Genomic DNA, 19,464 nt, shown 5'->3' on the forward strand with positions numbered 1-19,464 from the left:
GTGGGCTCGGAGATGTGTATAAGAGACAGGTCGCGCCCTGCCCAGGACCCACCGGCGAACGCGCCCACTGTTGGTGGTACCAACCCTTCCAACCCCAACCACCACCAGCGCCACCACCGGCACCGCATCGAAACCCAAACACATTGGCGCACAACCCGGCCACCCACCACATCGCGGACACCCGAAACCACAACCAACCCCGCACCGCCACCGACCCCACCGCCGCCGGCATCGCGGTGCTGAACTCCCCCGTCCGCAACGCCGACGCCGTATTCGAGCCAAGTCGGCTGTGAGCGTCAGTTTCGGTCGCGCTGTGCTGCCAATGCGGTGGTCGCGCGGAGCGGGCACGGCGAGAGTGCCTTCAACAACGGGCTGCGGATGTGGCTAAGCAGCAATATGGACGGGGCGTCCCAACCAGCGCAACACACTACGGTAACCCCGGGCCGTGGCCGGCGAAATGACGTCTAGGCAATCGAGTGTGTTGCGCGACAACGTATTCCAACTCATCGGCGGCCGAAGAGACGATTCCTATTCCTGCGTGGGCTTTGTCGAGTCAGGTCGAGGGCACGCGACGGTGATCGCACCTGGGCGCCGGACTTCAGCGCCGCTTACGCAGCCACCGCAAGGCCGATTCTGCGGCGTAGTACCCGCACAGTCCATGGATGCCGGCACCCGGCGGCGCGGACTGCGAACACAGGTAGACACCAGGCACCCCAATCACATACGGGTCGACGGCGATCCGCGGCCGGAAGATGACCTGCAGCCCGTCGTTGGCACCGCCGATGATGTCGCCGCCGATGAAATTCCGGTTGTAGGCCTGCAATTCGGCGGTGGACTTGCTGACGGTGGCGATAATGCGGTCACGAAAACCGGGAGCGAACCGCTCGATCTGGTCCACGACGGCCTCGGTAGCGTCGCCGGTGTAACCGAACGGCACGTGCGCATAGGCCCAGACCGGGTTGATGCTGCCCGCTGAGCGCGACGGGTCGGCCAGGTACTGCTGACCCACCAGAACAAACGGCCGTTGCACCATTTTGCCTTGTGCGCGTTGCCGTTCCGTGTCCGCGATCTCGGCGAAGGTGCCGCCTAGGTGGACAGTGCCGGCGCGCCCACAGTCAGGATTCGTCCACGGAATGTCACCCTCGACGGCGAAGTCGACCTTGAAGGCTGACGACCCTTCGCGATATCGCCGATAGGACGACTTGATTCGGGCCGGCATCACATCGCCATAGAGTTCCAGGACGGCTGCGGGACTCAGATTGAGCATGACAATGTCGGCATCCGGGATGTCGCGGCGGCTGGTAACGGTCACGCCGGTGGCGATTCCGCCGCCGAGAGCCTGCAAAGCCGCGCCCAGTGCCCGCGTGATCGACCCCGATCCGCCCTGGGCGACGGGCCAGCCGTAGCGGTGACCACTGGCCAGGATCATCAGACCGAGCGAAGCCGTCAGCGGCCGGTCCAGACGCGTATAGACGTGCGCGGCCGCCCCGCCGAACAGCGCCCGCGCCTGCTCGGTACGAAACCAGCGCGCCATCACGGTCGCCGGCAGCGCCGCACGCGGACCAAAGGCGGCAAGACGGAGCGGGTGTCGGGGCACGTTGATGACCGGCCGGAGCAAATCGCTTGCCAAATCATCGAATCCGGCCGCCAGATCCCCTACCGCGCGTCGCCAGCGACTGGCGTCCGGTCCCATCCGCGCCGCGGTCTTCTCGATCGACTGGAACAGCACGCCGGCGCTACCGTCATCGAGCGGATGCGCGCAATCGGTCTGCGGCCACTTCCAGGTCAGCCCGTAGCGCTGCAGGTCGATCTCCTGCCAAAACGGCGAACCGACACCCAGCGGGTGAAACGCCGAACAGTGGTCGTGGATGAGTCCGGGCACCGTCAGCTCACCCGAACGCGCTCCCCCGCCGATGGTGTCGCCAGCCTCGAGCACCTGCACGTCGAGACCGTGGCGAGCGAGATGGATCGCTGCGGCCAGGCCGTTGGGTCCGGCACCGACGACGATCGCGTTGGTCATCGCAAAGTGCGTTGAGTCGTCACCTCGACGAGCTTAACTGTCAACCAGAGCCGGGCCGGCGAGGCCGGTTCGATCTATCGGCGGCCCGTTGTCGATGCCGGCTTGGTCGCTGTCTTCGCCGTCTTCTTGGTTGCGGGCTTGGCCGGCTTCGGGGCACGCTTGACCGGGCCGCGGCGCGGGGAGGGCGGCTGCGGCGGCTGGGCCCACTGCGCACCGGTGGCTTCGAAGAGCCGGCTGATCTCGGCGACGTGCATGTCGGCGAGATCCCACACGTCGGGGACGAGCTCGCGGTCGGCGATGAAGCCGAAGTCGAGCCGGTCCAGGTAGCTCACCACGGTGATATTGAGGCCCTGCCCGTCGGTGACGATCGACACCGGGAACTGGTGACACAGCTTCGAGCCGGCGAAATACAACGGCTGGCGGGGCCCGGGCACGTTGGAGATCACCACGTTGAACGGCTGCGACACCCGGTCGGCCAGCCGCAGCCGCGACGCCAGCCGCACCGCGGCAGTGGACAGCACCGGCGGCGAGTATCGGCTGAGGTCGACCAGTTCGGCGGCCGGCACCAGCTCGTGCGTGCGTTTGGCGTCCTGCATGGCCTTGCGGCAGCGGGCGACCCGTTCCACCGGATCGGCACAGTCGGTAGGCAACTCGGCGACGATCGCCGACACCCGGTTGGTCCACGGGTCCGCCTCGTCGCCGGTGCGGATCGACACCGGCACCATCGCCCGCAGCGGGCGGTCCGGCAGTGCGTCATGGGACAGCAGATACTCCCGCAGCCCGCCGGCGCAGATCGCCATGACGATGTCGTTGACGGTGCTGCCGGTGGCGTCCTTGAGCCGCTTGACGTTGTCCAGCGAGGTGGTGCGCATCGCAAAGCGGCGGTGGCCGGTGATCGTCTTGTTCCACGGTGTCGGCGGTGCCGTGACAGCGGGCAACGAGATGCTCGGCCGGTTGCCGCTATTTCTGAGGCCCAGTTGGGCGACCCATTTGACCGCGTCCCCGGCCCGGCCTGCCGCGCTGCTCACGCTATGGATTCCCGCGGCGTCGGCGAGCTGACCGACGATCCGGGTCTGCACCCGCAGCGCCCGGAACGGGTTGCGGGCGAGTTGGGCTGCCGTGCGGCGCAGTAATTCGGCGGTCGACGGCAGCGCCTCGGGTTCCCACGACGGGCCTTCCCCCGGCGGCGGCGCGTCCGGCTGCGTGTCGGTGACGATCTGCAACATCAGTTGCCCGGAGGCCCCGTCGATGGTGGCGTGGTGATATTTGGTCAGCAGCGCCCAACGTCCGTCCTGCAGGCCGTCGATGACGTACACCTCCCACAGCGGCCGGGTGCGGTCCATCGGCCGCCCCACGATCCGGCACACCTGCTCGGCCAGCTGATCCACGAGACCCGGTCGGGCCAGCCGCAATTCGCGGATGTGGTAGTCGAGGTCGAAGTTCGGGTCGAACACCCAGTACGGATGGTCGAGCCCGAACGGCACTTCGACCAGGCGTCGCCGCAACGGTTCGAGCTCGCCCACCAGCGAGGCGAACTTGGCGTGCACCGCCGCATACGGGTCGTAGTCGGGATTGGGCCTTTCGAAGATCATCAGGCCGGTGACGTGGCCGAACGTCGTCGGCGTCTCCAGGTAGAGGAACGCTGCGTCCAAACCGGAGAGTTGCTTCATGGGTGACTCCTTGGCTACTCGGGCGCCGCTACCGAAAACTGTTCGCGCAGGACGCGTTTGAGCGCCTTGCCAGTGGGGGTGCGCGGGATGGCATCGACGAACACCGCCCGCTTGGGCAGTTTGTAGCGCGCTAGCTTGCCTTCGCAGTGCACCAGCACCGCCGCCTCGTCGAGTTCCGGGTCGGCGCGCACTACCACCGCCAGCGGCGACTCGCCCCATTTGGCCGACGGGATGCCCACCACGGCGACGTCGGCGATACCGGGGTGCGACAGCAGGACGTCTTCGATTTCGGCCGGGTAGACGTTCTCGCCGCCGGAGATGATCATGTCCTTGATCCGGTCCTGGATGTAAACGAAACCGTCGGCGTCACGAACGGCGATATCGCCGGTGTGCAGCCAGCCGTCGACGATGGTCTCGGCCGTCGCTTCGGGACGGTTCCAGTACCCGGCCATGATGTGGCGCCCACGAATCAAAATCTCACCCGCAACACCACTTGCCACATCCACGCCGTGCTCGTCGACAATGCGAATGTCGGTGTGAAAGAACGCCTTACCGGTCGACCCGATATGCGACATCGCGTCGTCGGGGCCGATCACGCAGCCCGGACCGCACGATTCGGTGAGCCCGTAAACCTGATGCACCTCGAAGCCGAGATCGGCGTAGGACTTGATCAGCGACGGCGGCACCGGGGACGCCCCGCTCATGATCCAGCGCAGCGCCAACGACTCCCGCAGCTCGGGCTGATATGTCGGCAGCATGAAGTTCAGCATCGCCGGCACGGCCAGGGTAGTGGTGATCTGCTCGTCGCGGAACACCTCCCAGATCCGCTTCGGGTCGAACTGACGCAACATGACTATCGTCGCACCGCGGTAGACACAACCGACCAGCGGGGCAAGTGCGGCCACGTGAAACAGCGGCAGCGAGATCAGGTAGCGGTCCCGGAACCGCATATCGACGCTGGCCAGCATCGTCAGCAGGCACCACTGCACGCTGTCGTGGGTGTGCACCGCGCCCTTAGGCAGGCCGGTGGTGCCCGAGGTGTACATGATGAACAGTGGGTCGGCACCGTCGGCGACGACCGAAACCGGTTGCGGCGCTGCCTGATCCACCAGCGCGTCGAAGTCGGCGGCCCAAGCCGGGCCGTCGGCCCCGACGCGCAGCCAGCGGGTCACCGGTGTGCCGTCGTCGTTTCCGCCACGCTCATGCAACTCGGCGACGACGGCGTCGTATTCGGCGTCGAACACCAGCACCGTCGCGCCCGAGTCGCGCAGCATGAACGCCAGCTCGTTGGCGACCAGCCGCCAGTTCAATGGCACGACCACCAGCCCGGCCCGGGCCGCGCCGTAGAACACCTCGACGAACTGGTGGCAGGTGGGCAGCAGCACGGCGACCCGGTCGCCCTTGCCAAGCCCCGGCCCGGTCAGCACCCGGGCAGCCCGATCGGCGCGTTCGTCGAGTTCGGCAAAGGTGAACCGCCGTCCGGCGGTGTCATCGACGAGTGCCTCCAGGGCGGGATTCAACTCGGCCCGTTTGCGCAGATGCGATCCGACGTTCATGACTGCCTTTCTCTGAGTCGGTGCGGTCAGGAGGTGAGCAGGCCGCCTTCGACGGGCAGCGTGATACCGGTGACGTAGCTGGCGGCGTCGCTGGCCAGGAAGACCAGCGCGGCGGCCAGTTCGTCGGCCAGGCCGACGCGGCCCATCAGGGTGCGTGGGATGACCGTGGTCTCGACGTAACCGGCGGGGAATTGGTCGGTCATCTCGGATTCGAAGAAGCCGGGCGCCAACGCGTTGACCCGGATGCCCTTTCGCCCGGTCCACTGCTGGGCCAGGTCGCGGGTCAGACCGATCAGTCCGGCCTTGGACGATGCGTAGGCGGCCTGCGGCAATCCGGCGGAGGTCAGGCCCAGCACGCTGCTGATGTTGACGATCGAGCTGCCGGGCCTCATGACCTGCGCACACGCCTGCGCCATCCAGTAGCAACCGTTGAGGTTGAGCTCGACGACGGAACGGAACTGATCCGGGGTTTCGCGGGTGGCGGGCACCGCGGTCCCGACGCCGGCGTTGTTGACCAGGATGTCGACCCGGCCGAACGCGTCGATCGCGGCGTTCACCAGGGCCCGGCACTGCTCGGGATCGGTGACGTCGGTGCGCACCGCGAGAGCCTTGCGCCCCGCCGCCTCGACGAGCGCGCGGGTGCCGGCCAGCCGGTCCTCGCGCCGTGCGCCGAGTACGACATCGGCGCCGGCCTCGGCCAGGGCCTGGGCGAACGTGACGCCGAGGCCGCTGGATGCCCCGGTCACGATCGCGGCCCGGCCGTCGAGCCGGAAGCGGTCGAGGATGCGCATCACAGGACTCCGGTAAGCAGAATGAATACCACGGTTGCACCTTATCTAGATATGTTGCATATCTGCAACCAAACGCGATTTATCTCACTGAGGCCAGCCTGAGTCAGCACTGGCCAGTACTAATAGCCGTCGTACCGACGGTGCTTGAGGCCGACGGGCGCCAAGGAACCGACGACCCCCGATGCAACATCTGATAATCTGTCGCAGAAGTGAGGCATCGGTTGCCTGACGTGGTTCACCGAGGCCAGGAGGTGCGACATCGGCGAAACGCAGCTGGCTCGACTGCTGGCGGCGACGGACCGCCGCCCCGATGCCATGACGGCCTTCCGCATCGCCCGCCGGTGGTTCATGGCCGGTCGGCGGATCGAGATGCAGGAACTGGCCGCCGAACTGGGCGTGAACCGGGCCACCTTGTTCCGCTGGGTCGGCAGCCGCGATGAACTGCTGGCCGAGATTCTCTGGTCACTGGCCGAACGCACGCTGGCACTAGCCGTCGAGAACGCGCCCGGGTCCGGCGGCGAGCGCATCTCGGCCATCATCGGCAGCTTTGTGGCGCTGCTGGACGAGGCGGAGTACTTCCGCGAGTTTCTGCGGCGAGAACCGGAACGGGCGCTGCGGATCCTGACCACACATGCCAGTACGGTCCAGGCGCGGCTGGTCGCGGCCGTCGAAACCCTGCTCCGCGAAGAGATCACGCGCACACAGCTGCGGGCACCGTTACCGCCACACGACCTGGCATACCTCATCGTGCGGATCGTCGAGTCCTTCCTCTACTCCGACATCATCACCGGCGAACAACACGACGCGGCAAAGGCGGCGCTGGCGGTGACCGCGCTCCTCGGAAGGGATGCGCCGGCTGCCGGTGCCCCCGGCTGACCGCGACCGTTACGGCGTACCTGGCACAGCGCGCTGAGTCGTGACGTGGACGGGGAATTCGTCGCCGGCTTCCGGCCACGGTTGACGCGACAGCATGTCCTTGACCTCGACATAGCCGGTCTCGAGCACACCGGCTTTGGCGTCGACAATGCGGTACCACTGCTTTTGGACGTGGATCGGTTGGCCCTCGAGGATGACGACGCGGATGTCACCCGCCTCGAAATTGCACCGCCGCTGCACCGCGGCCAGCAGTTGCTCGTTGTGCAGGTGGCCCTCGCCGAAATTCCAGCCGACCAGCGGCCCGGCAATCAGCTCGCCCTCACGCACGCGGTAGTCGGTTTCGTCGACGTCGCCCCCCACAGCACGAGAAACCAGACCGTTGAGCGCTCTGCCGTGAGTATGCATCGCCCGGAATGCCGCGGTCTTGTCCATCATGATTTCCGCGCTGTCGGCGCCGTAGAGCCTGGTCAGCTGGTTGACCACCAGCGCGGAGCTTTTGACGACGTTGGCCTCGAGCTTCTCCTCGGCCCCGGGACGGAAGCACCACACGCTGGTGGCCCAGTTGCCGGCGTAGTAACGCATCGCCGGCAGGAACGAAATCTTTTCGGGGAAAAGGTTTCCCGCAACGGCCACGGCCACCGCGGCGAGCACGATGGCCAGCAGCAGAGGTGACTGCAGGCCGGTTGCCTGGATCGCGCCGTAGTGCCCGAACAGATAGAACAGCGAAAAGATGAAGAACACGTTCCACTCCAACGGCACCCCCATCGGAAGGTTGGACAGGATGTTGAGGTGGAAGATCACCATGAACCCGATGAGGAACCATCGCCAGGGATGGCCGTCGGCGACGAAGACCAGCACCCCGGGGACCAGGAATTCCGCGGTGGTCCCCCCGACATGGGCCATCAGCTTGGGCAGCCAGGACGGGCGCAGGTCATTGACCGGGTCCAGATAAAGCAGGTGTTTGAGCCAGTTGAACAGCCTGCTGCGCAGTAGCGCGTTATTGCTCGTCATCACCGAGACGACGTACGGGAAGTGGTGGTTGAGCTTGGACGTCGCCGCGCCCCACCACAGCGCGAGCATGATGAGCTTGAACGCTGCGATCTGATCGGTGAACGGGAAGAAGAACACGAACAGCTTCAGCCAATAGTGTTCACCGCGGGCCGCGAGGAAGATCGTCTTGTCGCGCAGACCCAGCAGCGCCAGGGCCACGATCGTCGGGATCACCAGCACCGGGTCGATCAAGCCGACGTCGCCGGCCCCGGTCACCGGTCCGCCGTGTCCCGGGGACACCAGTGCCCACACCCCACCTGCCAACACGACGGCGTAGAGGATGACGTCGACGAGGGTACGGCTGTCGCCGCGGGTGAACGGGACTTTGTCCGGCCAGGCGGGCAGTCGAATGGTCTTGGGCCGCAACCAATATAGGAATCCGCCGACGGGCGGCAGGAAGCGGCCGGTCAGCGGGCCGGAGCCGCAGCCAAAGCCCATCACCTCGAACAGCAGCGTGAAGATGATGACCTTCTGGTACACGATCGGTTGGGTCCACCAGTCGGCGATGTGACCCAGCCCGCCCAGCCCGGGCGTGAGCGAGATAATCGCCGCGGGCGCGGCGATGTACACGCCGATCTTGAACAGATACAGCAGGTACGCGGCGTACGGGGTTCCGAAGCCGTGCTCGACCCAATGCCGGGTGACGATTTGCAGCCTCGTTGCCCGTGGCAGGGTCTGCCAGGTGGCGGGGTCGGCGTCCGGAAGCTCCGGTGACATGAAACCCATGGCGGCCTTCCTGATTGGTTCAGCGTGAAATCAATTGACGCGCAGGGTGAATCGGCATCGTACAATTCGGTGGTCGGTCCTGCGCATCGTTGGCCCCCTCGGTGCCTCTGACATAAATGTTCGCACCACCGCCGGTCATCTGGCGAGACCGTCGTGCCGGTCTTTCCGTGATCGTCGCCTTCACACCCGGATATTCGGAGTCGTCGGCGATACGGATCAGGTCGGAAACGGCTGACCGCTCAAGATCGCCGCAATGGCCACCCCGGCGATTCCCGCGCCGAATACGCCCAGGGTGACATTGGTGGCCGGGATGAGTTGCATGTTTTGGCTGAACCCGTTGAGGTCGCCGGCGGCCAAATCCCCGATGCCGTCCGCCAGGTACTGGGCATCGGCGGTCACGAAATAGCCGGGACCCTCCACCAGAACCGGCATCATCTGCTGGGCGACGACGATCGCATTGATGAGCTGCGGAGACGCGCCCTGGCTGACCGCGGCGCCGAGGAGCGAATCGCCCGCCTGGTAGATCGCCGAGGTGATGGCCGGATCGAGTGTGTCGTTGATGACGGTGTCGAGTAAGCCGGGCAGGTGATCCAGCGGCCCGTCGATGGCGTCGCCGATCTGTGGCGGTACCGGAAGTGCGGCTGGTATGGCCGGCGCCGGCACCGACGGAGGCTGCGGCAGCGGCAAATTCGGGATCGCCACCTTCGGTAGCGGCGGCAAGCCGACATCGGCAAGCGCATGGTCGATGCCGTGCGCGGTCGAGTCGGCAAGGTCACCGGCGAGGGTGAGCGCGTCGATATCGGTCGGGAAAAGCCCGGCGGGGGTGGGCACGTCGGCGTATCCGGTTCGGTCGTAACCCAATTCGATGATCACCCGCAGGTCCGGCTCGACGAGATCCAGCAGCGGCGCGGGCACAATTCCGCGCAGCGGCTCCAACAGCGGCAGATGCTCGCTGGGCAGCAACATATAGGTGGTGTAGACGTCGGCCGGGGACACCGGCTGAACCACACCCGCCGCGACCTGAGCCGGGGTCAGCTCCTGATAGGTGCCGTGCGCGTAATAGATACCCAACAGCGCGTTGAGGTCGGCGGGAATGTTGAGCGGGTACTGGGGGAAGTCGGCAAAGCCGTCGTATTGGCGCGTGTACACGGTCGTCGGGTAGAGGTTGCTCGGTGTCGCACCGCTGAACGTGAGACCCATCGGCTGCACGAAAAGCCCCGGAAAACGGGCGAGTAAGCCACCGTTGGGATTGTTGGGATCACCGAGCAGCACGAAGGACAGCTGGTCGGGGCCGGGCCGTAGGTCGGCCGGCAGGCTTGCCAGGTAACGCATTTCGGCGGTGGCCACCGAAGCGCTCTGGGAGAAGCCCAGGACCACCACGTCGTGTCCCGCGGCGTGCTGGGCCATGATCGCGGCGTGTAGATCGGCGGCACCCGCAGCCACCGATTCGTCAAAGGTCAGGCTGGGGATTCCGGTGAACGGCTGGAACTGCTCCGGCGTGGTCACACCCAATACCGGTGAGCCGGGGTAGAAGGGGCGGATGTAGAGGTTGTAGACCTGCTGCAAATAGCGAAACGACGGTCCCGGATTTCCGGTCGGACCCATGATCAGCACAGTCGGCCCGCCCCCGCCCGGCGCCCCGACGGTCCGGTTCGGCAACGGCTGCAACAGCGTGCGATTGGCGGCTTCGGCGCCGGTGTATGCCTCCGCCCCCGCGCCGAGCGCCCGCACAACGTGGTCGTGATACGCCGCGATCTGGGCGCTGACGGCCTGATAGTCCCGCGCGAACGCGCCGAACAGCGCGGCGATCCCCTGCGACACCTCATCGGCGCCCGCGGCGAGCAGCTGTGTGGTGGTGGCTGCTGCCGCGTCGTTGGCCGCGCTGATCGCCGCACCGATGCGGGCCACATCCGAGGCCGCCGACGCCATCATGTCCGGCTCGGCCACCAGAAACGACATTCCCGCCACTACCACCCTCCCGTGCCCGTTTGGTCGGCATCGGCGCCGCCCCGCGGTGGCTGGATGGTAGCTAACGAGTCACGCGACTACCCCGAAACCGGCCGAAACCGGCCCAACCCGGCCGGCGCCCGCCGGGTCCGCCCCCCTCTGGCGGACCCGGCCCCGTAACTTCGGGCTAGCGCTCGGCCGGGCGCGGCTGCCTCGGCCGGCTCGGGCTCAGCCATGCGCGACCCCTCAACGCGCACGGACGGTTGCCCACCGCCGCTTCGGGCAATTCGTCGCGGTCTCAAGAAACCACGACCCGCGCTTTCAGCTTCTTTCACGTGGTCTTACGAATTGACGTGCGCATACGCTAGAGGCCCACGGCGGATGGACACCATATGCGCGCGCACCGAAGCTCAAGATCACTTTGGTGCGCGCAGCATGAAAGGACTTCGCGTCGTAACCACCCCGCCGGGCCCGCTACCCGGCTGGGTCGCCCGAATTTCTCGCCCTCCTACCTCAAACACGCTGCAGCATAAGGTGTTTACATACGTTCTAAGGGGCATGCCACGAAGCGCTGGAGCCGGAGGCTGGACGGATCGGGGATGAGTTCTCCTGCCCCAGGCCTGGCCACCCAAGGGCCGAACTGGATCGGCGAATCCTCGGACGACCGGATTCAAGTTGCCCGGGTGGGGTACTGCCAGAGGATGCCCGCCTACACACCCCCCCGACCGTTGGTCGATGCGTTTGAACGAGCCCGAGTGCTGGACGCCCCGGCGCAGTCGATCGCCAAGAGAGTTCGTCAGCTACTGGCCCAGCCGAGATTGAAACAAGCGATCAGCGGAACGTGGCTCGGTCATCCGGTCCATCCGCCGTTGACCGACGTGGTCATCGGCTCGTTCCTGTCGGCGTCGCTGCTGGATGTGATCGCGCCCCACTCCGGCGGGACGGCCGCACGGCGGCTGATCAGCGTGGGCATTACCGCGACGTTACCCACCGCGCTCACCGGCATCAGCGACTGGGCCGACACCGAACTTTCCGACGAACGGGTACGCCGCGTCGGTCTGGTCCATGCCGAACTGAACAGCGTGGCACTGCTGCTCTACACCGCCTCGTTGAGAGCCCGTCGGCGCGATCGGAGGCTATCCGGCATGCTGCTCGCGTTCGCCGGGGCCACCGTACTTGGGTTCAGCGGATACCTGGGCGGCCATATGTCATATATGCGCGGGATCGGTGTCAACCAGACAGCGTTCGACCCCGGTCCGCCGCAGTGGACGGCGGTGCTTGACAGCACCGAGCTTCGTGACGGACAACTGCACGGCACTGTTGCCGAGGACGCGCCGGTACTGCTGGTGCGCCACAACGGCGGGCTCTATGCCATTCACAACCGCTGTAGCCATCGCGGATGTCTGCTGAGCGAGGGCGAGCTGGACGGCGCGGTGATCACCTGCCCATGCCACGGGTCGCAGTTCGACGTTCGCGACGGAACGCTGGTGCGCGGCCCTGCCACCACCGGCCAGCCCCAGTTGGATGTGCGGGAAACCAACGGGCACATCGAGGTTCGCACCGCCACCCGGGGCTGAGCCGTTGCGGCCCGAGCCACCGGCTACCGGTGGTGACACCGTCTCCTGCTGCGTCTGACAACCACAACATGAATCCCGCCCTTACTTTGGTGCAGCTAGCACCGCCGGAGCCATCCACCGGCAGATCTCCAACGCGACCTGCACCCTGAACACGGCATCGGGATCGTCGAAGCTGCCTGCGCACAACTCCATCGCCTGAGCGACCCGATACTGAATGGTGTTGCGGTGCAAGAGCATCGCTTCGGCTGTCGTGACATAACTGCGATTGCGCACCAAGAACTCGCGCAGTGTCTCGCGTAGCCACTCATTACGCTCGTTGTCCACGCTGAGCTCGCCCAGTACCTCTGCGACGTAGCACCGCAACGCATCCACGTCGGCGGCCATCAACGCTATCGGCGCCACGTCGTCGTAGCAGACAACCCGGGCGCTGCGGCGGGCTCCGCCGGCACGGACCACCGCTTTCACCAACTGGGCCTGTTTCAGCGATGCGCGGAAACCGCGAAGCCCGTCTGCCGCCTGGCCGTAGGCCAGCCGTGCTCGGATGCCGGCCGACTCGAATGCAGCGCGCAGCCGCGACGGATCACCGGCGCGGTCGTCCCAGACCGAAAACCACAGCCGCGCCTCCCGTTCGTCGGTCGGCACCAGCAAGGAGCCACCCACCAAGCCCAGCTCGGCAGCTACCAGGCAACGGACCTGCTCGAACACGGCCATCACGTCACCGGCCGGCACCGCCGCATCCACCCATACCACCGCGGCGACGTGCATCCCGTCCAGGCGGTACCGCAACAACTTCTCGGCGCGCTGCACGTCCACCGGGGTACCGGCCAGCAACTCGCTGACCGACTGCTGCCGCAGGCCACCGTGGCGGCTCAGCCACCGTTCGTGTTCCTCTTCGTAGGCGACGATCATCTGGTCGGCCACCAGGTCAACGATTCGCGAGGAACGATTCACCAACTCGGTGATGGTCGGCACTCGCTGTGCGGGTTCCAGGAGCGACACATACCGCATCGCGACCTCGAGAAAGCGTGCATGGCCGAGCCGATGCGCTCGAACCAACGGCGCCAGCGGCACATCGCGCTGAGCCGCTGCCCGCGCGTAGGCCAGTGCGGCGGGTGGCGCTTCGAGCAACGATGTCGGCGCGTCCCGTTCCAGGTAATGAACGGCTGCGACGTAGTTCTCGGTGATACTGGCCTGCCACATGTCCATCATCCGGCTGTCGTAGTCGAGCCCCTGGATTTCGCTTTTCATGGTGTCGAACACCTCCACGATGAACTGGTCGCGAATCGTGTCCATCTGCCGGGCGATCACCGAAATGGGGCTGCCGCCGACCCCGCCACCGACCTGGGCCACTCTACGTCCCTCCTGGGTTGGGCTCCGCTGGTCATTGCCCGGCCGGAGGCCGGGTTCACATGAACACTGTGCCCGGCCACGGACAAGAGCGGAGCCGTTTCGCCGCCCATGCCGGCGCGCCGGACCGACATCGGTCGCTACCATCGAGGGACTCGACGGCAACGCAGCCCAGAGACAGCCTCGAGGGAGGAACGTGAGCACCGACAGCCCAGACATCGGAGATCCCGAGATCGACAAGTGGGATCCCGGCTTGACCAAGCGGTTGATGAGTGTCATGCGCCCGATCTTGAAGACGTACTTCCGGTGCGAAGTGCATGGCCTCGATTCTTTTCCGCCCGGCGGAGCGCTGGTGGTCGGCAACCACTCGGGCGGAATGTTCCCGATGGACGTTCCCATCTTCAGCATCGATTTCTACGACAAGTTCGGCTACGACCGGCCCGTTTACACGCTGAGCCACGACATTCTGTTCATGGGGCTGACCGGGTCGCTGTTCCGGCGCACCGGCTACATCCGGGCCAGCCGGGACAACGCGGCCAAGGCACTGCGCTCCGGTGGCGTGGTGATCGTGTTTCCGGGCGGTGACTACGACGCGTACCGGCCCACGTTCGCCGAGAACGTCATCGACTTCAACGGTCGCAAAGGATACGTCAGCACCGCGATCGAAGCCGGCGTGCCCATCGTGCCGGCGGTGTCCATCGGTGGTCAGGAGACGCAGCTCTACCTGTCGCGCGGCACCTGGCTGGCCGAGCACCTCGGACTAAAGCGGCTGCTGCGCAGCGACATCCTGCCGCTCTCGTTCGGTTTTCCGTTCGGGTTCAGCGCCGCGATTCCGCCCAACCTGCCGCTACCGACCAAAATTGTCACCGAGGTGCTGGATCCGATCGACATCACGGCACGTTTCGGCGAGGACCCCGACATCGACGAGGTCGACGAGTATGTGCGGTCGGTGATGCAGGAAGCCCTCGACAAGCTCGCAGCCACCCGTCGCTTCCCGATTCTGGGCTGAGCCATGGCATCTCGCGTCAACGAGGCTCTCGGTCTGATCACGACGATGGGGCGTGCCGGGCTGATCGCGCCGATGCGGCCTGACCGTTACCTCAAGATTGCTGCCGCGATGCGTCGCGAAGGGATGGGATTCACCGCGGGTTTCGCCGGTGCGGCGCAGCGCTGCCCGGACCGCCCGGGGCTGATCGACGAACTCGGCACGCTCACCTGGCGGCAGCTCGACGAGCGCAGCAGCGCCCTGGCCGCCGCGCTGCAGGACTTGCCGGCCGGTCCCCCGAAAGTCGTCGGCATCATGTGCCGCAACCATCGCGGGTTCGTCGAGGCTCTGATAGCGACCAACCGGATCGGCGCCCACACCTTGCTGCTCAACACGTCGTTCGCCGGTCCCGCGCTGGCCGACGTGGTGAGCCGGGAGAACGTCGACACCGTGATTTACGACGAAGAGTTCACCGCGACGGTGGATCGCGCCTTCGCGGACAAGCCGGAAGCCACTCGCATCGTGGCATGGACCGACAACCAGCACGAGCTGACCGTCGAAAAACTCATCGCCGCGCATTCCGGGAAGCAGCCTCGGCGTCCCGGCACCAAAGGCAAGTTGATCCTGCTGACGTCTGGCACCACCGGAACACCCAAGGGCGCAACGCATTCCGGTGGAAGTGGCGGAGTCCGCACGCTGAAGGCGGTCCTGGACCGCACGCCGTGGCGCGCCGAGGAACCCATCGTGATCGTGGCGCCGATGTTCCACGCCTGGGGTTTCTCGCAGCTGGTGCTGGCCGCGTCCCTGGCGTGCACGATCATCACCCGGCGCAAGTTCGATGCGGAGGCCACGCTGGACCTCGTCGACCGCCACCAGGCAACGGGTCTGGCGGTGGTGCCGGTGATGTTCGACCGGATCATGGAGCTGCCCGCCGAGGTGCGTCGTCGCTACAGCGGCCGGTCGTTACGCTTCGCCGCGGCGTCGGGCTCACGGATGCGCCCCGATGTCGTCATCGCCTTCATGAACCAGTTCGGTGACGTGATCTACAACAACTACAACGCCACCGAGGCCGGCATGATCGCGACCGCGACGCCCGCCGACTTGCGCGCCGCCCCCGACACCGCGGGCAAACCCGCTGAGGGCACCGAAATCCGCATCCTGGACCCGGAATTCAACGAGCTGCCGGTCGGCGAGGTCGGCAGCATCTATGTCCGCAACGAGAGCCAATTCGACGGCTACACCTCCGGCACCACGAAGGACTTCCATGCCGGGTTCATGTCCTCCGGCGACGTCGGCTACCTCGATCAGAACGGACGGCTGTTCGTGGTCGGCCGCGACGACGAGATGATCGTCTCCGGCGGCGAGAACGTCTACCCGATCGAGGTGGAGAAAACGCTGGCCGCCCATCCCGAGGTGGCCGAAGCCGCGGTGATCGGCGTGGACGACGAGCAGTACGGCCAGCGGCTCGCGGCGTTCGTGGTGCTGGCGCCCGACGCTCATCTCGATAGGGGCGCGGCCCCCGAGGCCCTCAAACAGCATGTGCGCGACAACCTGGCCAACTACAAGGTGCCGCGTGAAATCACGGTTCTCGACGAGCTGCCGCGCGGCAGCACCGGCAAAATCCTGCGCGCCGAACTGCAGTCCAAGGTGCGCGGCTCGTGAGAGGGGAGCGACTGCTGAGGCTGGCGCGCCGTCCCCGGCCGCTGACCCGCGGAGCCGTCGAACTGGTCAACGCCGCCAACGGATTACAGCCGATCACCCGCCACCCCTACGCCTCGGCCCTGGTGTTCTGGTTCGGCTGGCCGGCATCGGAGGTGCCGGGAATGTATCTGAGCGTCTCGGTGCTCGACGCGGTACGCCGCGGCCGCCGCGGCGATTTCGCCGGGCCGAAGGGAAAGACGGCGTTGGCGTTGACCGTTGCGGCGTGGGCCATCTTGGGGGTGATCCGCTATCGCGGCATCACGACTCCGGGCCCGGTGCTGGAAGCGGGGCTGAGCGAAGGGCTCGGACCCGACTACGCCGGCGAACTCGCCGCGCTGCCGACCGAGCCGACGCGCCGGGGCCGGCGTAACCTGCCACTGCGTACCACCGTGGCGCGCCGGCGTTATGTCGAGAAGACCAACATCGTGGCGTACGGCCCGCATCGGCGCGCCAACCTGGCCGACATCTGGCGCCGCCGCGACCTGCCCCGTGACGGCAAGGCGCCGGTGCTGGTGCAGGTGCCCGGCGGCGCGTGGGTGATGGGCTGGCGCCGGCCGCAGGCGTATCCCTTGATGGCCCATCTGGTTTCGCGGGGCTGGGTCTGCGTGTCGTTGAACTACCGGGTCTCTCCGCTGCATACCTGGCCGGCGCACATCGTCGACGTGAAACGTGCGCTGGCGTGGGTCAAGGAGAATATCGCGGCCTACGGCGGCGATCCGGACTTCGTTGCGATCAGCGGAGGTTCGGCCGGCGGACACCTGTCGGCCCTGGCGGCACTGACGCCCAATGAACCCCGGTTCCAGCCCGGTTTCGAACATGCCGACACCTCGGTGGTCGCAGCGGTTCCCTTCTACGGGCGCTACGACTGGTATTCCACCGACGCAGCCGGGCGACCCGAATTCATCGGGCTGCTCGAAAGATTTGTGGTGAAGCGCAAATTCAGCGAGCATCGGCAAATATTCGTCGATGCCTCGCCGATTCATCACGTGCGCGCCGACGCGCCGCCTTTCTTTGTGCTGCACGGCACCGACGACTCCCTCATCCCGGTCGTGGAAGCCCGGGAATTCGTCGACGAATTGCGCGGAGTCTCGAAGTCCCCGGTCGCTTACGCCGAATTGCCCAATGCTCAACACGCTTTCGACATCTTCGGTTCCCCGCGCGCACATCAGGCGGCCGAGGCGGTAGCCCGGTTCCTGTCCTGGGTCTATGTGACGAACGGGCCAGGCGTGCGGTAGTTGCGGGGGTCCGACATTTAGCCAACGTGGGCACCGAATTTCGTCGGCGCTAAGGTTCGGGGGCTGCGGTGCGGGAGATGAAATCCGGGGGCGCCGAGTGTGCGCTCCTGGCGCCGAGTGTGCGCTCCTGGCGCCGAGTGTGCGCTCCTGGCGCCGAGTGTGCGCTCCTGGCGCCGACTGTGCGTTCATGGCGCCGAGTGTGCGCTCCTGGCGCCGAGTGTGCGTTCATGGCGCCGAGTGTGCGCTCCTGGCGCCGAGTGTGCCGCCAGGGCGGTCCCAGCGCGAAATTCCCACCCTCTGCGCACACTCAAATACCTCTGCGCACACTCAAAACCCTCTACGCACACTCAAAGCCGTCATCGCAAACTCGATATGGCGGCATCACAGTCGACCCGGCAGGTTCTCCCGAACCCCTTCCACCGCAACAGGTTCGAGCGAAAGAGCGGGCGCCAGCGAGTCACAGGCAGTGCTCGAGCATATTGAAGATCAGACGCATTGTGGCGTCGCGGAAGCATCCGAACGCCGAACAGGCAACCCGCAAGATGACCGAGCCAACCATCGGCTCGGGAAGCATCCTGGAAGTCACTGTCAGATCTTCTGGCTCGACGCCTGATTGCCGCTCATCGACGGTCACCGAGCTACCCGACCCGTACACCGCCGGGCAGACTCCGGGTACATCGCCTCGCGGCCGCATCCCAGTTGCGAAGGACGGCCACCCACGACTGACCAGCCGCTGTCGCCCTACGGCTAACGAGGCGACAACACCGTCATCGCAAGCCCGCGGCGTGCTCGAGTTCGGTCAGCGCGGGTTGGATGGCGTCGGCCATCTGGTCGATGTCGTTGGCCACTTCCGGTGTCGTCACAAATCCGAAGTCCAGGTACTCCATGTAGGAGAAGCAGGTGACGTTGAGGGCGACGTCCATCACCGGTGGCCCCAACGGAACCAGCGAATCCAGTTTGGCGCCGGCCATGTACAGCGGGAACTGCGGACCGGGGACGTTGGAGACGACCAGGTTGATCGGCGCCAGGTTGTGCGACAGACCTGTGACCGTATATGCGCGGGCGGCCAGCTGCAGCAGCCCCGGTGGTGTGGTCTCGGTCAGACCCATGATCTGATGCGCCGAGAGCGCCTTGGCCATTTCCTTGGCGCTCTGGGTACTTTCGTGGATCGACTTGAGCCGCTCGGCGGGGTCCTCGATATGGGTTGCCAGCGAGGCCGTCATCGAGCTGATCTGGTTGCCCACATCGGATTTCGTCTCGTCGGTGCGGGTGGAGACGGGGATCTGCGCGATCAGCGGCTTGGTGGGCAATTCGTCATGCTTTTGCAGGTATTCCCGGGCCGCCCCCGCCACCAGCGCGAGGACGACGTCGTTGAGCTTGACACCGAAAGTGTCCTTGACGGCTTTGGCCCGGGCCAGTTCGACCCGCGCGCCGGTAATGCGCCGGTGCGGCGACACCGACGCGTTGAACCGGGTCTTGGGGGCGTCGAAGTAGCGCGGTGGCTTGGTGCGCACACCCAAAGCCGCGATCTGCTGGCGCACGGTCTGCTCGACCAGCCTGGCGATGCGGAACGGCGTCATGATGCCGACGTTGATCAGCGCGCTGACTGCACGCCGCTCCAGCCCGGGAACCTGGAATCCCACGAACCCAACCGTTTCCTGTTGCGGCGCCCGTGGTTCCGGTGTGACGTCCAAGAGGATTTCGCCCAGACCTGCCCCGGAGACGCCGTCGACGATGGCGTGGTGCATCTTGGTCAGCGTCGCGATCCGGCCGCCCTCGACACCCTCGATGACCCACAGTTCCCACAGCGGCCGGGAGCGGTCCAGTTTGTAGGACATGAGCCGGCCGACGAGCTCCTCGAGTTCTCGCCGCCCACCTGGAGCGGGAACGCCGATACGACGGACGTGGAAGTCGATGTCGAGGTCCTCGTCCTCGACGAACCAGGGCCGGTCCAGGCCCAGCGGGGCGCCGGTGACCTTCCAC

Annotated in this window: 13 protein-coding genes and 2 pseudogenes; 6 read left to right on the forward strand and 9 right to left on the reverse strand. The window is 66.3% G+C overall.

Annotated features, from left to right (window positions below; all coding sequences use genetic code 11):
- A pseudogene (locus tag CDN38_RS33490) lies at nt 1–116 on the forward strand (hypothetical protein); the annotation flags it as partial.
- Nucleotides 117–598: 482 nt separating this feature from the next.
- On the opposite strand, the pseudogene CDN38_RS02185 reads toward CDN38_RS33490, so the two are convergent.
- The 4 genes and pseudogenes from CDN38_RS02185 to CDN38_RS02200 all read right to left on the reverse strand — a co-directional run.
- Nucleotides 599–2,029, reverse strand: a pseudogene (locus CDN38_RS02185) (phytoene desaturase family protein); the annotation flags it as partial.
- A gap of 65 nt (nt 2,030–2,094) precedes the next feature.
- Nucleotides 2,095–3,690: a WS/DGAT/MGAT family O-acyltransferase gene (locus tag CDN38_RS02190; protein WP_023373234.1), complete on the reverse strand. Its 1,596-nt coding sequence runs from the start codon at nt 3,688–3,690 to the stop codon at nt 2,095–2,097.
- A gap of 14 nt (nt 3,691–3,704) precedes the next feature.
- The gene (locus tag CDN38_RS02195; protein WP_023373231.1) at nt 3,705–5,246 is read right to left on the reverse strand and encodes an acyl-CoA synthetase; all 1,542 of its coding nucleotides are present in this window, start codon (nt 5,244–5,246) and stop codon (nt 3,705–3,707) included.
- A gap of 26 nt (nt 5,247–5,272) precedes the next feature.
- Nucleotides 5,273–6,037, reverse strand: a complete 765-nt coding sequence (locus CDN38_RS02200) for an SDR family NAD(P)-dependent oxidoreductase (RefSeq protein WP_023373229.1) — start codon at nt 6,035–6,037, stop codon at nt 5,273–5,275.
- 315 nt (nt 6,038–6,352) lie between these two features.
- Here CDN38_RS02200 and CDN38_RS02205 point away from each other — a divergent pair, with 315 nt between their 5' ends.
- The gene (locus CDN38_RS02205; protein WP_023373227.1) at nt 6,353–6,913 is read left to right on the forward strand and encodes a QsdR family transcriptional regulator; all 561 of its coding nucleotides are present in this window, start codon (nt 6,353–6,355) and stop codon (nt 6,911–6,913) included.
- Between the two features lie 9 nt (nt 6,914–6,922).
- On the opposite strand, the gene CDN38_RS02210 is transcribed toward CDN38_RS02205, so the two are convergent.
- Complete coding sequence (locus CDN38_RS02210; protein WP_023373225.1) at nt 6,923–8,689, reverse strand: DUF3556 domain-containing protein; 1,767 nt, start codon at nt 8,687–8,689, stop codon at nt 6,923–6,925.
- Between the two features lie 216 nt (nt 8,690–8,905).
- A complete protein-coding gene (locus tag CDN38_RS02215; RefSeq protein ID WP_023373223.1) occupies nt 8,906–10,648 on the reverse strand; it encodes a PE family protein in 1,743 nt (580 codons plus the stop codon).
- A gap of 587 nt (nt 10,649–11,235) precedes the next feature.
- Here CDN38_RS02215 and CDN38_RS02220 point away from each other — a divergent pair.
- The gene (locus CDN38_RS02220; RefSeq protein WP_080674155.1) at nt 11,236–12,213 is read left to right on the forward strand and encodes a Rieske (2Fe-2S) protein; all 978 of its coding nucleotides are present in this window, start codon (nt 11,236–11,238) and stop codon (nt 12,211–12,213) included.
- Between the two features lie 81 nt (nt 12,214–12,294).
- Here CDN38_RS02220 and CDN38_RS02225 read toward each other — a convergent pair whose 3' ends face one another.
- Nucleotides 12,295–13,563 carry a PucR family transcriptional regulator gene (locus tag CDN38_RS02225; RefSeq protein WP_023373219.1) on the reverse strand — a complete coding sequence of 423 codons (1,269 nt, stop codon included), beginning with the start codon at nt 13,561–13,563 and terminating at the stop codon, nt 12,295–12,297.
- Nucleotides 13,564–13,828: 265 nt separating this feature from the next.
- On the opposite strand from CDN38_RS02225, the gene CDN38_RS02230 reads away from it, so the two are divergent.
- Genes CDN38_RS02230 through CDN38_RS02240 form a run of 3 tightly spaced genes read left to right on the forward strand, consistent with a single transcriptional unit; the run spans nt 13,829 to nt 17,481 of the window.
- Nucleotides 13,829–14,569 (forward strand): lysophospholipid acyltransferase family protein, encoded by a 741-nt coding sequence (locus tag CDN38_RS02230; RefSeq protein WP_099185123.1) that lies wholly within the window; start codon nt 13,829–13,831, stop codon nt 14,567–14,569.
- A gap of 3 nt (nt 14,570–14,572) precedes the next feature.
- Complete coding sequence (fadD12, locus tag CDN38_RS02235) at nt 14,573–16,207, forward strand: acyl-CoA ligase FadD12 (RefSeq protein WP_023373213.1); 1,635 nt, start codon at nt 14,573–14,575, stop codon at nt 16,205–16,207.
- Complete coding sequence (locus CDN38_RS02240) at nt 16,204–17,481, forward strand: alpha/beta hydrolase (protein WP_023373211.1); 1,278 nt, start codon at nt 16,204–16,206, stop codon at nt 17,479–17,481. Before fadD12 ends, CDN38_RS02240 begins: the two co-directional genes overlap by 4 nt.
- A gap of 457 nt (nt 17,482–17,938) precedes the next feature.
- Here CDN38_RS02240 and CDN38_RS29200 read toward each other — a convergent pair whose 3' ends face one another.
- Together CDN38_RS29200 and CDN38_RS02245 are read right to left on the reverse strand one after the other, a co-directional pair.
- Nucleotides 17,939–18,115, reverse strand: a complete 177-nt coding sequence (locus CDN38_RS29200; protein WP_155254715.1) for a hypothetical protein — start codon at nt 18,113–18,115, stop codon at nt 17,939–17,941.
- 133 nt (nt 18,116–18,248) lie between these two features.
- On the reverse strand, nt 18,249–19,464 hold a 1,216-nt coding region (locus tag CDN38_RS02245; protein WP_099318755.1), incomplete at its 5' end, for a WS/DGAT/MGAT family O-acyltransferase.

Source organism: Mycobacterium ostraviense, assembly GCF_002705925.1.
Taxonomy (GTDB): domain Bacteria; phylum Actinomycetota; class Actinomycetes; order Mycobacteriales; family Mycobacteriaceae; genus Mycobacterium; species Mycobacterium ostraviense.